This window comes from Corynebacterium sp. CTNIH16 (genome assembly GCF_032821655.1).
GTDB lineage: Bacteria > Actinomycetota > Actinomycetes > Mycobacteriales > Mycobacteriaceae > Corynebacterium > Corynebacterium marquesiae.
Genome location: NZ_JAVBIG010000004.1, coordinates 1 through 12317 on the forward strand (window position 1 = coordinate 1; position 12317 = coordinate 12317).

13 protein-coding genes are annotated in these 12317 nt (G+C 57.6%); 5 read left to right on the forward strand and 8 right to left on the reverse strand.

What is annotated here, in order from left to right:
- Positions 1-418 precede the first annotated feature (418 nt).
- From RAE04_RS04780 to RAE04_RS04790, 3 genes are read right to left on the reverse strand one after another with little or no spacing between them, the layout of a single operon-like run.
- Positions 419-1390, reverse strand: a complete 972-nt coding sequence (locus RAE04_RS04780; RefSeq protein ID WP_317026609.1) for a beta-carotene 15,15'-monooxygenase — start codon at positions 1388-1390, stop codon at positions 419-421.
- Complete coding sequence (locus RAE04_RS04785) at positions 1387-2190, reverse strand: AAA family ATPase (protein WP_317026610.1); 804 nt, start codon at positions 2188-2190, stop codon at positions 1387-1389. Before RAE04_RS04785 ends, RAE04_RS04780 begins: the two co-directional genes overlap by 4 nt.
- Positions 2187-2561, reverse strand: coding sequence for a GntR family transcriptional regulator (locus tag RAE04_RS04790; RefSeq protein WP_005325961.1), 375 nt, complete (start codon positions 2559-2561; stop codon positions 2187-2189). Before RAE04_RS04790 ends, RAE04_RS04785 begins: the two co-directional genes overlap by 4 nt.
- A gap of 203 nt (positions 2562-2764) precedes the next feature.
- On the opposite strand from RAE04_RS04790, the gene RAE04_RS04795 reads away from it, so the two are divergent.
- Positions 2765-3862, forward strand: coding sequence for an NYN domain-containing protein (locus RAE04_RS04795; protein ID WP_269953947.1), 1098 nt, complete (start codon positions 2765-2767; stop codon positions 3860-3862).
- Here the strand turns inward: RAE04_RS04795 and RAE04_RS04800 are convergent.
- A complete protein-coding gene (locus RAE04_RS04800; RefSeq protein ID WP_005325958.1) occupies positions 3859-4596 on the reverse strand; it encodes a PspA/IM30 family protein in 738 nt (245 codons plus the stop codon). The genes RAE04_RS04795 and RAE04_RS04800 overlap by 4 nt on opposite strands.
- 83 nt (positions 4597-4679) lie before the next feature.
- A complete protein-coding gene (gene trxA, locus RAE04_RS04805; RefSeq protein WP_408933170.1) occupies positions 4680-5210 on the reverse strand; it encodes a thioredoxin in 531 nt (176 codons plus the stop codon).
- On the opposite strand from trxA, the gene RAE04_RS04810 reads away from it, so the two are divergent.
- Genes RAE04_RS04810 through RAE04_RS04825 form a run of 4 tightly spaced genes read left to right on the forward strand, consistent with a single transcriptional unit; the run spans position 5166 to position 9332 of the window.
- Complete coding sequence (locus tag RAE04_RS04810) at positions 5166-5366, forward strand: heavy-metal-associated domain-containing protein (protein ID WP_005325954.1); 201 nt, start codon at positions 5166-5168, stop codon at positions 5364-5366. The two genes, trxA and RAE04_RS04810, sit on opposite strands and share 45 nt — an antisense overlap.
- Before the next feature lie 8 nt (positions 5367-5374).
- Positions 5375-7528, forward strand: coding sequence for a heavy metal translocating P-type ATPase (locus RAE04_RS04815; protein ID WP_317026611.1), 2154 nt, complete (start codon positions 5375-5377; stop codon positions 7526-7528).
- Positions 7529-7537: 9 nt separating this feature from the next.
- Positions 7538-8839, forward strand: a complete 1302-nt coding sequence (locus tag RAE04_RS04820) for an MFS transporter (RefSeq protein ID WP_239274346.1) — start codon at positions 7538-7540, stop codon at positions 8837-8839.
- Positions 8840-8867: 28 nt separating this feature from the next.
- Complete coding sequence (locus RAE04_RS04825; protein ID WP_317026612.1) at positions 8868-9332, forward strand: VanZ family protein; 465 nt, start codon at positions 8868-8870, stop codon at positions 9330-9332.
- A gap of 1 nt (position 9333) precedes the next feature.
- On the opposite strand, the gene dnaB is transcribed toward RAE04_RS04825, so the two are convergent.
- The 3 genes from dnaB to RAE04_RS04840 form a co-directional block, all read right to left on the reverse strand.
- Positions 9334-10764, reverse strand: coding sequence for a replicative DNA helicase (gene dnaB, locus RAE04_RS04830; protein WP_005325950.1), 1431 nt, complete (start codon positions 10762-10764; stop codon positions 9334-9336).
- A gap of 463 nt (positions 10765-11227) precedes the next feature.
- Positions 11228-11680, reverse strand: a complete 453-nt coding sequence (gene rplI / locus RAE04_RS04835; protein ID WP_005325949.1) for a 50S ribosomal protein L9 — start codon at positions 11678-11680, stop codon at positions 11228-11230.
- Positions 11681-11728: 48 nt separating this feature from the next.
- Complete coding sequence (locus RAE04_RS04840) at positions 11729-12274, reverse strand: single-stranded DNA-binding protein (protein WP_005325943.1); 546 nt, start codon at positions 12272-12274, stop codon at positions 11729-11731.
- Positions 12275-12317 lie beyond the last annotated feature (43 nt).

The following is a 12317-nucleotide window of genomic DNA, read 5'->3' on the forward strand; positions in this document are numbered from 1 at the left end:
AAAAAAGTTGAACACAATCACATGCCAACCAATCCATCTCAATGCAGCCGAAACACCAAACAGCATTCAAAAAGGTACATGTTCCACATACCCAACCGGCACACACCAACCAACAAACCACCTAGGCCTGCTGGCAGACAAACCAATCAACACACAACCATGCACACAAAAAATAAAAAGTACATTGGCACACTATTGAGTTCTCAAACATCATCACCACACAATAACCACACATTATGGCGTGCAGCTCATTGTGAGCAAAAAGAATTTTGTTTTGTCAGGGCCTGTTTTCCTATCGCCGCTTCAGCCAGGAACTTTTCTTTTCCTGTGGGGCGCTGTCGGTCGCGCTGACTCGTATTAAGTTACACAGCCACTTAAACAAACACAAATCCCCAGGCCAAAGCTCCTTTTGAGTGGTTTAAGATATGCCCATCCAAGCACTCATTCCGCCACGGTGTGCATTTGCTCGGCGAATGTAGCTGGGCAGCGTCAATGCCCAGACTGCATAGAAGGCGACCGCCAACAAAAGCTGGGTACCCGCAGAGACCGGCACCAGAGTATGCAGAAGAGCCATCGCGGCAACGAGGACCAGATAGAGAGCGGGTAGATACCAGTTCTTCTTTCCCAGAAATTCCACGCTGACCACCACAGGGGCGCAGGTGGCACTAAGCAGCACGATGTCCGCTATAAGTTCACCGTCGTTCGTCAGTACCGCGCTAAAGGCGCTCGCGACTAGGACAGGTATCAGGCCGAGCACGGCAGTATGCCGGGACCAAACAGCACGGCTTCCACCAAGTACCGTGTATTCGCGCAGAGATACTCGCAAACTGTGGAAAGCTGCAGCGAGCATCGCAATTGACAGTGCCCAGATAAAGATGCCAAGGAAACCAAGCAACGGGATTTCCTCCTTATACCGGCTAAGGACAAATCCGATTGCTTGTGCCAGACACGCAGCACCCCATGCCTTGACCTGCCGGCGGTAAATAGTTTGCCCAGCCAAGGTGCGGGGGAACCATCCGAATCTGCTTGAGGGTTGGGTGCCGGTGGTGGTGTACCCGGTCCGTTGAGGCGCAGCTTTGCGGTACATAGACCACGCCGCTGCGACGGCATAGATCGGCAATGCCCACCACAACTGCATGGTGAGGGCGCCAATAGCTGCCGCCAATGCGCACAGGGCAACAAGACTGCGGCGATGCTCATTCCAGATTTTCGAACCCAGACCCACCAGCTGGTACTTCTTAAAGTCTGGTGCCAGGGTAAGTATTAGCGACAAAGAAAAGATCACCGGGAACACGTTCCACGCTCCCTGCGCCATGACGGGCATGACCAGCAAAGCAACAAAGAAAAAGGACCAGCTCCACCAATCGCCTAGGTACCACAGTAGCTTCATGCTTTCTCCTCCAATGCCAGCACCGCTCGCTCCAAGGAGACCTCATTGACTCGCAGGCCGTAGGCCTGGGCCGTGCGGAAAATGGGGTCGGTGGAAGCGGAGCGGGCGTCGATAAGCACGCGATCCCCTAAGGACGTAGTTTCCCTAGTCAGCTCAGGAAGGCCAAGCTCTTCGGCCGCTGCGGTGAGGGACTCGGATGGACCGGTGAGCTCCAGAATTCCCTCGATGAAGTCATCGATGGGACCGGAAATGGGGTTATCCCCCATAAGCGAGACGGTATCGAGGAGGCCGGCCACCTCATTGAGGTGATGGGTGGAGATGACGATGGTACGGCCGTGCTCCTCGCGCAGCACCTGATAAAAGAGCTCGCGGCGCTGTGTATCGAGGCCCAGATAGGGTTCGTCGAGGAGCATGACTTCGCAGCCAGAAGCAACGGCGAAGATGAAGCCCACCGCAGACTTTTGCCCGCGGGACAGGGAAGAATAGGCCTTGGCCGGTACGTCGAAGCGAACCAACAGCTCATTGAACCGCTCCTCATCCCAACGCGGCCAGCGCGCCTTACCAATGACGCCCAGCTTTCCGATGCCCCAGGAATCCGGCAGTGGGTTATCAATCCCCATCAAAATGACCCGGTTAAGGACCGATTGCTTGTCAAAGGGCTCTTCCCCGAAGACCGTAATACCGCCAGATTGGATTTGGCCAGCTATTTTGCGCAGGAGCGTGGTTTTGCCAATGCCATTGGGGCCAACTAAGCCGTGTGTGAGGCCATCAGCAAAAGTGAATTCTCGTGTTGTAATCATGAGTACATTCCTCGACTTTCTGCGACGCGATCAAATAGGTCGTGGAGCTGGGCGCGGTTGTAGCCAAGGCGGACGGCTTCATCGACCAGCGGTGCCATGTATTCCGCCGCAAAGTCCGCTCTCCGCCGCTCGCGGATAGTCGCCAGGGCCCCTTCCGCCACAAACATGCCGATGCCACGGCGCTTATCCAGCACCCCGATATCCACCAGGAGGCTGATGCCCTTGCGGGCCGTGGCCGGGTTGATGTTGTGAAAATCAGCAAGCTCATTAGTGGAAGGGGCCCTATCCCCCTCGCCCAAGGTTCCGTCCACGATGGCGTCCTCCACCAAGGAAGCAATCTGGCGGAAGAGTGGTTGCGTGGAATTATCCATTGACCCTCGGTTCGTTGGTTAGTTACTTGTGTAACCAACCATATCGGCAACACCCCACCCCTGCAATACTTCCAAAGAGAAAACTTTTTTGCTGCCACTGCGCTGGGATTTTGTCCAAGGTTATCGACGTTTTGTGACTAATGGGGCACACTGGAAACCACAAAGATTTTTATTTAGAACAATTAGAACGGAACTTAGGAGCCATGCTTGAACGCACACTCGTCTTTGTCGATACCTCATACTTGCTCGCTAGCTTTTATAACTCGTGGGAAACGGGTGCCCGCGCACAACTAGAGATTGACCTGCCCGAGGTGGTCAGCACTATGGGCGGGATGATCGAGAACCAACTTGGGACCCCCATCCAACGCCAATACTGGTATGACGGCATTCCCGACACCGGCCCGCACCGCTACCAGCGTGCACTACGCACCTGCGAAGGAGTCCAGCTGCGCACCGGTCAGCTCATCGAATGGGGCGAGCGCCGCACCCAGAAGGCCGTAGATACCCGCCTCGTGGCAGACATGGTCATCGCCGCCATGAAGGGCCAATTCACTGACTTTGTGCTCGTCAGTGGCGATGCGGACATGATTCCCGGCGCTCAAGCGGCCGTGGATAACGGCATCCGTGTCCATCTTTATGGGTTTGGCTGGGACTCCATGTCCTCCGCACTGCGCCATGCCTGCGATTCCACCACCATCTTGGACCCTCGCGAGGACTTCGCAGACGCTATGGAATTGCAGGTCCTAGAAGGCCCGCTTCCTCCAGTGGTGCGCGAAAATGCGCATAAAGATGGCGAGGAAATGCCCGAACCGGATGAATGCGGCGAGCCCTCAGAGGTGGAGGCAGCCTTCGGCGCCACAGAAAAACCCACCCCGGCCCCGACACCCAAGCCGGCTCCGCCCAAGGTGGATGCTGCAGAGGATTCCCCCGCCGAGGAGGACTCTCCCGCGGAGAAGCCGGCACCCAAGCCATCCATGATGGCACCGCGCCGCAAGCTGCGCTCCAAGTATGTGCCGCTGCCGGAGGAAGTATGGAGCTCGGCTGGGTTCCAATCCCCCTTTGATGTGGGCCAGCAATACGCCTCGTGGTGGTTCGATAACGCTGCTAGCACCGAGCAGCGCGATCAGGCACACCTACTTTCAGGCGGCGGGCTTCCCCCGGAGATAGACCGCCCGCTGTTGCAGTTTGCCTGCGAAACCCTGCACGAATACACCCTGACCGAAACCCAGCGCGTGAACCTGCGCGATGGATTCCACTCCGGTATTCGTGGGGTTCTGATTAACGTTCGCCGGCAGAATTAATCCCCGGATTCGAGCTCTTTCTTCTTTTTAAGATCCGCCCGGATGGCATCGAGGCGCGCAGTCGCCTTCATGTCATTGCCGGCGGCTTGGATCTCATTAATGCGATCGCCGCCGGTGGCGTGCTGCAATTCTTGGGCGCCAAGGGCATCGGCGTAGCGCTTTTCAATCTTGGCACGCACGGAATCAAGAGTAGGTACGGAATCGTCCGGGTTGAGCTGATTCATGGAATCAATAGCCTGGGCGTTCTTTTCTTGCATAGCCGCCTGGTCCGCCTGAGCCTCCAGCTGGCTAACCTGCGCTAGTTGTTCCTTCAAGCGCGCTTCAGACTGCTGCTGCTGGCTCTTGGCCTGCGCGGCAGCCTGCTCTGCGGCTGCGTACTGCTGCTTAACGTCTTCCAGCTCCTGCTCCACTGCAACCAGCTGGGAAGCAACAACTTCGGCAGCCTGATTGTACTCGGAGGCCTTTTGCGGGTCCTCTGCAGAGTCCGCCAGCTCCAACGCACGCTGGGTTTGAGACTGGTAATCCTGCTGAGACTTAACCAGGCGGTTCATCTGCATCTCCAGCTGGGACTTATGACCGATGATTTCTGCAGCGTGATCAGAAATCTGCTGGTGCTGCTCCTTCGCAGCCTGGACGGCCTGCTGGATCTGCACCTTTGGGTCAGCGTTCTCATCAATCTTCTGATCGAAGGAACTCATCATGTACTTCCAGCCCTTGCTGAAGGGATTAGCCATTATCTTCTCCTTTGGTCATAAAAAAGACGCTTTCTAGCGAGTTTAGCGATACTCACCAGAAAGCGCCGAGGAAGTTGGTGGGTTTAACCCTGCGCATTCTGCTCTTCTACTTGGCGGCGAACCTCTTCCATGTCGAGGTCCTTCACCTGCTTCAACAGGTCCTCCAAGGCCGCGGGAGGCAGAGCTCCAGCTTCACGGAAGACAAGGATGCCATCGCGGAAGATCATCAACGTAGGAATGGACTGAATCTCCAGCGCGGATGCCAAGCCCTGATTCGCTTCAGTGTCGAGCTTGGCAAAGGTGGCATCCGTGTGCTCTTCGGAGGCCTTTTCAAAAACCGGCGCAAAGCGCTTGCAAGGGCCGCACCAATCGGCCCACGCATCTACAAGCGTGATGCCCTCGCCGGTGACGGTTTCTTCAAAGTTTTCTTCGGTGACATCGATAGTAGCCATGATCGTTCTAACTCCTTTGCGGATTGCTTTATTCCCCAACGTACATGAAATATCCTTGACATATACCCCTAGGGGGTATAGAATGAGCCCAGAAACCAACTCTAAGAAAGGATCATTATGAGCACCAAGAACTACACCGTAGAGGGCATGACCTGCGGACATTGCGAAATGTCAGTAAAGGAAGAAGTCGGCGAGATTTCCGGCGTTAGTGAAGTCACTGCTGACCACACCACCGGCGCCGTTACGGTTACCGGAACCGATTTCACCGACGAGCAAGTAGCGGCCGCCGTAGCAGAAGCCGGCTACACACTGAAGTAGGCGAGACTATGTCCCACTTGGACCTTGGCGTCACGGGCATGACGTGCACCTCCTGCTCCTCCCGCGTCGAGCGCAAGCTAAACAAGCTCGACGGAGTAAACGCCAGCGTCAACTTCGCTACCGAAGCGGCGGCCATCGAGTACGACTCCCAGACGGTAAGTCCACAGGAGCTCATTTCGGTGGTAGAGGGTGCGGGTTACGGCGCCTTCGATATGGCAGCGGCAAAGACGGAGGAGCCCCAAGCCGAGAAGAACAGTGACGGGGGATTGCTGCGCCGCACCGTTATCTCCGGCGCACTATCGCTACCGCTCATGGTGGTATCGATGTGGCCGGCGTTGCAATTTCCCAATTGGCAGTGGGCCTGTGCCATCGTAGCCACCATCGTTTTCGTCTTCGGCGGCGCGCCTTTCCACACTGCTACGTGGACGAACCTCAAGCACGGTTCTTTTACCATGGACACGCTTATCACCATGGGAACCTCAGCGGCCTACTTTTGGTCGCTGTGGGCGCTATTTTTCGGCAACGCGGGCGAACCGGGCATGAAAATGCACATGACGCTGGACGCGAACGCGGCACAGATGGATCACATCTATTTCGAGTCCGTGGGCATGGTCATTACCTTCCTCCTGCTCGGTCGGTGGTTCGAGGCACGAGCCAAGGGCCAGTCCTCTGAGGCCCTGCGGGAGCTACTCTCCCTAGGAGCTAAGGAAGCTTCGGTGCTGCGCGAGGGAGGCGAGCAGCGCATTCCAATTGCCCAGTTGCAAGTAGGCGATGTCTTCGTAGTACGCCCGGGCGAAAAGATTGCCACCGATGGCATCGTTGTTGCCGGCAATTCGGCGGTCGACGCCTCCATGATTACCGGCGAGCCCGTGCCCGTTGAGGTCGGCTCCGGCGATGCAGTGACCGGCGCGACCATTAATGCCTCCGGCAAGCTTGAAGTTCGAGCGACCAAGGTGGGCGAGGACACGGTACTGGCCCAAATGGCCCAGCTGGTCACGGATGCACAAACGTCCAAGGCACCAGTACAGCGCCTCGTGGACCGCATTGCGCAAGTCTTCGTCCCCGCGGTCATCGCCGTAGCAGTGCTAACACTCCTCGCCCATCTCCTCTTCGGCGGGGTGGCCCCGGCCTTTATCGCCGCGGTCTCCGTCCTCATTGTGGCCTGCCCTTGCGCCATGGGCTTGGCGACGCCCACGGCGATCCTCGTCGGCACCGGCCGCGGCGCGCAGCTGGGGCTTGTCATTAAAGGCCCGGAGATCCTGGAATCTACACGGCAAATCGATACCATCGTCATGGATAAGACCGGCACGGTCACGGCCGGAGAGATGTCCGTTACCGCCGTACACGGCGACGTCCTCGACTTAGCCGCAGCCGTGGAACACAACTCCGAGCATCCCATCGCGCGCGCCATAGCCAAAGAGCGCGACGTTAAGCCGGCTACCGACTTCGCAGTAGTTCCGGGTGGCGTGGAAGGAACTGTGGAGGGAGCCCGGGTGGGCGTCGGCAAGCCGCAAGGCCCTTTGGGTGACTTAGAAGCACCGTTCCGCGAGGCACAAGATTCTGGTGCCACGCCGGTGGTTGTCTCCGTGGACGGCCAACCCGCTGGAATCATTGAGGTCCGCGATACTATCAAGCCGAGCTCGGCGGCCGCTGTGGCCCAAATGAAGGAGCTGGGGCTTACCCCTTACCTGCTGACCGGCGATAACGCTGGGGCCGCCCGCGCCGTGGCCGCCGAGGTGGGGATCGAACACGTCAGCGCCGAGGTACTACCAGAAGACAAGGTAAACCACATCAAGAAGTTGCAGTCCGCCGGGCACACCGTGGCGATGGTGGGCGATGGCATTAACGACGCCGCCGCACTGGCCCAAGCCGACCTCGGCCTCGCCATGGGCGCGGGTACCGATGTAGCCATCGAAGCCTCCGATATCACCCTCATGAATGGCGATCTGCGTTGCGCTGCTGATGCTATTCGGCTCTCGCGCCGCACACTAGCAATTATTAAGGGCAACCTTTTCTGGGCCTTTGCCTATAACGTCATACTCATTCCCGTGGCCGCGCTGGGCTGGCTCAACCCCCTACTGGCCGGCCTTGCCATGGCACTGAGCTCGGTTTTTGTAGTTACCAACTCACTACGCCTGAAAGGTTTTTCTGTTCAGCGATAGTATTATCGCATGCTCAGCCGCACCGAACGTCTCGATCGCCTTCCCGTCACCTCTAAGCACAAGCGCCTACTCCTAGGTTCCGGCCTTGGATGGGCGCTTGATGCCATGGATGTAGGGCTAATCTCCTTCATCATGGCCGCCCTTGCCGTTCACTGGGATCTAGGTCCTAGCCAGACCTCTTGGTTAGCCTCAGCAGGCTTCCTTGGCATGGCGCTCGGCGCAACCTTTGGCGGATTGCTGGCAGATAAATTCGGGCGCCGCAATGTCTTTTCTCTCACCTTGCTTATCTACGGTTTGGCAACAGGGGCTTCCGCGCTAGCTGGGGGACTTACGGTTCTCATCTTCTTCCGATTCATCGTCGGGCTGGGCCTCGGAGCCGAGCTACCAGTTGCCTCCACGCTCATATCCGAATTTGCGCCTCGACGGGTCCGCGGAAGGATGGTAGTCATTCTCGAGGCATTCTGGGCATTGGGATGGATCCTTGCGGCCATCATCGGCACTTTCGTAGTGAGCACGGGTGAATCCGGATGGCGCTGGGCCCTGGCCCTTGGCATGCTGCCAGCCGCGTATTCAATCTATGTGCGCCGCGGTCTACCAGAATCTGTGCGCTTTCTTGAATCCAAGGGCCGTCATGATGAGGCCGAAGCTATCGTTGCCAGTTTCGAAGCCGCGGCAGAAGATCGTCCGCTGGACGATGCCCTCCCAGACCCCACGCCTTCCCCCGCAGCGTCTATTTGGAGTCCGCAGCTACGAAGGCGGACCGCAGCGTTATGGACCATTTGGTTCTGTGTAAACCTCTCCTACTATGGCGCCTTCATCTGGATTCCCTCTCTGCTAGTAGCCGACGGTTTCTCCCTAGTGAAGTCGTTTAGTTTCACCCTCATCATCACCCTTGCCCAGCTGCCTGGCTACGCGGTGGCAGCTTGGCTCATCGAGCTCTGGGGCAGGCGGGTAACCCTCGCGGTATTCCTGCTCGGCTCGGCAGCAGCGGCCGGCCTATATGGAGCAGCAGCTACGGAAGCATTAATCATCCTGGCTGGTTGTCTGCTCTCCTTCTTCAACCTCGGCGCCTGGGGAGCCCTCTATGCCATCGGTCCGGAGCTGTATCCCACTTCACTGCGAGGGCGTGGTACGGGAGCGGCAGCAGGCTTCGGTAGGCTAGCATCTATTGCAGCGCCACTTATTGTCCCGCCACTGCTTGCTGCGGGTGGGACGGCCTGGTTATTTGTTGTATTCGCCGCAGCGTTTGCCATTGCGGCTGCCGCCGCCTTCAGTCTGCCCGAGCAGAAAGGAATAGCGCTTGCTCAGTAGGCTCTCCCTCGCCGCGTGGACGGCCGTTATGGTCGCATTGACCACGCTCAAGCCTTTCTACCAGATCGGCTATTTGTGGAAGCCGGAAAATCAGCGTGCACGAGAACTGCGCTGGGTGCCACTGGATGAATTCTCCGGCGGCAGCTGGTTTGGTCCGCTATTTGAGTACGCGGGAAACACAGCCTTCTTTATCCCGTTTGGAATGCTGGTGTTTAGTCTGTGCCGTTCCATTAAAACTACTGCGGCGTGGGGATTTGGCCTGAGCCTAGCGCTGGAGGTGTGCCAATATGCGTTTGCGCTTGGGCGAACGGATATTGACGACCTCATATTTAACACCATAGGCGCATTCATCGGTGCTGTATTGGCACGCCTGTGCGGCAAACGCCTTTTCCCTGTGTGGCGCTGGTTAACCCTTGCCGCAGCTGCGGTTTTCTTGGTATTGGTCATACTCGGCCCACGATTGGGCGATCCCAACGCGGTGGTGGACCTATAATTTATCCGTGCGCCATATTGACGAACTTGGAGTAGTGCAGCTGGTGAGCCACCTGCACGGTATCGATCGGGCCGCCACGGTGCTTAGCTAGGATAATATCCGCCTCGCCGGCGCGCTCATTATCGCGGTCCTGGGAATCGGGACGGTAGAGCAGCATGACCATATCGGCGTCCTGCTCCAGCGAGCCAGACTCACGAAGGTCCGCAAGCTGCGGCTTTTTATCCGTACGCGCCTCAGGTCCGCGGTTCAGCTGCGAGATCGCGATGAGAGGAACCTCCAGCTCCTTGGCCAGGAGTTTCAGCTGACGGGAAAACTCAGAGACCTCTTGCTGGCGGGACTCAACCTTTTTGCCCGAAGACATTAGTTGCAGGTAGTCCAAGACGATGAGATCCAGGCCGTGCTGCTGCTTGAGGCGGCGGGCCTTGGACCGAATTTCCATCATCGTGAGGTTCGGTGAGTCATCAATGAAGAGTGGGGCGTCTTGCACTCGGTTGAGGGTCTCATCGATCTTTGCCCAGTCCTCGGTGGAAACTCGGCCACCGCGCATATCGGCCAGCTTCACCTCTGATTCCGCCGAGAGCAGGCGCATGACAATCTCAGAAGCTGACATCTCGAGAGAGAAAATCACCGAAGACTTACCGTGCTGCAAGGAGCAGGAGCGCATAAAGTCCATGGCCAGGGTCGATTTACCCACACCAGGGCGAGCAGCAACGATGACCATCTGGCCCGCGTGAAGGCCGTTGGTCAACTTATCGAGGTCGATGAAGCCAGTAGGCACGCCTAGCTCCACGCCGCCGGCTTGCTGCAGGGCAGCGAGCTCATCAATGGTCGGGTCAATAAGGTCTCCCAGGACTCGGTAATCTTCTGCCGTCTTGCGCTGGGCGACGGCGAAAACTTCCTGCTGCGCACGGTCCAGCACGGACTCGATTTCTGCGTCTTCGGTGCCGGAAAATCCGAGCTGTACTACGCGCGTGCCGGCATCCACAAGCTTGCGCAATACTGCCTTTTCCGCGACGATTTCGGCGTAGTAGCGAGCGTTTGCAGCCGTGGGCACCGTGGCCAGCAGCGTGTGGAGATAGGGGGCGCCGCCAACGCGCTCGAGGTTATTAAAGCGGTCGAGCTGGGAGGCCAAAATGACGGCGTCGACGTCCTTGCCCTCGGAATATAGATCCAGCATGGCGCGGTAAATCAACGTGTGCGCCGGATAGTAAAAATCCTCTGGCTCCAGCTCTTCAATGACTTCCATCACCGTATGGGGACTGAGCAACATTGCGCCCAGAACACCCTGCTCCGCTTCGCGGTCCGCGGGGGGTTGGCGGAACTCGCCATAGCGCTTTGGCTCTTCCTGCTGATAGCGGCGGCGTGGGGCCGGTTCTTCCTCCGGCGGCGGCTCCGGTGGCAGGTGTTCATCATCAAAACTGGCGTTGGTCATGTCTTCCCCCTTGTAGCTATTCGAGCGAGCGTATCGGAATCTCAGTGTAGTCTAGTGCCCAGACACCACCCCCTGGGCATAACTTCCACAGTTATCCACAGGGCGCTGTGAAAATTGCAGGTCGCGAGAGCCTTTGCCCATATCTGCCCTGCATAGGCCTGTGGATAACTCCAAAACTCTATGACCTGCACAAATCAAATTCCCAGCTCAGAGCATGTTTTTCTAGGTGTGAAAATAGGCACACCCTGCGTGGATAAGCGGCCTGACCTGCGGGTTAATAAAAAGGCCTCCGCGTAAACATAGAGTTAATTTGCCAAAGAGTTATCCACAGAATTCCACAGTTATCCACAGCCCGGTGAAAACGCGCTAAAGGCCTCAAGTTCCTGCCACCTCACATAGCGGGAACTTGAGGCCTAAAGCGTTGCTGTTGTCTTTGGGTCTATATGGACCGTCGTGCGCCTAGTTAGGCAGCAACGACCGAGAAGTTCACCTTGCCGATAACATCAGCGTGCAGCTTCAGCTCGACCTGGTAGTTGCCGGTCTTCTTGACCAGGCCCTTAGGAAGCACAACGATGCGCTTATCCAGCTTGGGGCCACCGGCCTTGGAGACGGCGTTGACAATGTCTTCTGCTTGAACGGAACCGAAGAGCTTACCGGATTCGGAGGTCTTAACCTCTACCTTGACATCCGTCAGCTGCTCGAGCTGGTTGCGGACCTCACGTGCGTGATCCAGGTCGCGAATCTCGCGAGCTTCCTGGGCACGCTTGATGCCCTCAATCTGCTTCTCTGCGCCGCGGGTAGCCACGATGGCCAGGCCGCGAGGAAGCAGGTAGTTACGTCCGTAGCCGTCCTTAACCTCAACAATTTCGCCAGCGGCGCCGAGGTTCTCAACGGCAGCGGTGAGGATCAGCTTCATGATCCCTGCCTTTCAATTGAGTTAGTTGAATAGTTGCGGGTGACAGACTTAAAACGGAGGTTCAGAATCAGCGCCTCCGAAACCACCGGCAGGTGGTGCGGAGTTCCACGGATCCTCAGAAGGAGCCTGGTTCTGCTGCGGCTGCTGTTGCTGGCCGCCTCCAAAACCGCCCTGATTATTGTTATTCGAACGCTGCTGGCCACCGCCAAAGTTATTGCCGCCCTCACGCGGATTGCGGTTTACCTGGGCGGTGGCGTAGCGCAGAGACGGGCCGACTTCGTCGACGTCAATCTCGAATACGGTGCGGTTATCGCCCTCACGGGTTTGGAAGGAACGCTGCTTCAAGCGGCCGGTAACGATGACGCGCATGCCCTTAGACATGGTCTCGGCAACGTTTTCCGCTGCCTGACGCCATACGTTGCAGGTCAGGAACATAGCTTCGCCGTCTTCCCACTGATTCGTCTGCGAGTTATAGCGACGAGGGGTGGAGGCGACGCGGAAGTTAGCTACTGCCGCACCCGCCGGGGTGAAGCGCAGCTCGGGGTCAGCAACGATGTTGCCCACCACCGTAATATTGGTATCTCCCTGTGCCATGTCTTTACTCCTTATCGGTTACGTGGATTGTGCTTGATCCCAG